This is a genomic window from Candidatus Symbiopectobacterium sp. NZEC127 (genome assembly GCF_025962675.1).
Taxonomy (GTDB): Bacteria; Pseudomonadota; Gammaproteobacteria; order Enterobacterales; family Enterobacteriaceae; genus Symbiopectobacterium.
The window spans coordinates 1-584 of sequence record NZ_JAGFPG010000060.1 but is presented as its reverse complement, the minus strand read 5'-3'; the positions used below and the strand labels follow the sequence as shown (position 1 = coordinate 584).

The window sequence follows — 584 nt, the reverse complement described above, 5'->3', positions numbered from 1 at the left end:
CCACAATGCGCGGCATCATCGCCAGCAGTTCACGATCGTGCGTCGCCACCAATGCACCACCGCGTCGCTGGGAAAGCTTGTCGTAAAACCACGCTCTCGCCTGTCGATCGAGATGGTTCGTCGGCTCATCAAGCAGTAAATAGTCAGCATCTGCCATAAAAGCCGCGCACAGCAGTGCCCGCACGCGTTCACCGCCGCTCAGTTCGGCAGCGCGTTTATCAGGAACAAATGCTGGCAGGCGGGCTTCGGCAAACGCTGCCGCCAAACGCTCGGGTAGATCCCAAGCGCCGTCCAGATGTTCAAGATCCTCAGGCTGATAGTCGCCTGATTCAATGCGCTGACGCGCGGCAAAAAGGTCCCGGTACCCCAGCAGTTCAGCCAACGTTGTGGTTGATAAAATCCTGTGTTGCTGAGCAACATAAGCGAGGGAACCCACGCGTTCAATATGACCGGAAGCGGGGGCGTCAAGTCCTGCCAGCAGACGCAGCAGCGATGTTTTTCCGCAGCCATTACGCCCGACCAAGCCGCACAATGAGGGGTCGAGCGACAGCGTCAGCGGACCAAAAAGTGTCAAGCCGGTCGCA

The 584-nt window shown here is 58.6% G+C and carries 1 protein-coding gene; it reads right to left on the bottom strand.

Annotation, left to right across the window (positions count from 1 at the left end; translation table 11 throughout):
* The coding region (locus J5069_RS23920) for an ATP-binding cassette domain-containing protein (protein ID WP_264646136.1) at positions 1 to 584 on the bottom strand (584 nt) is incomplete at both ends.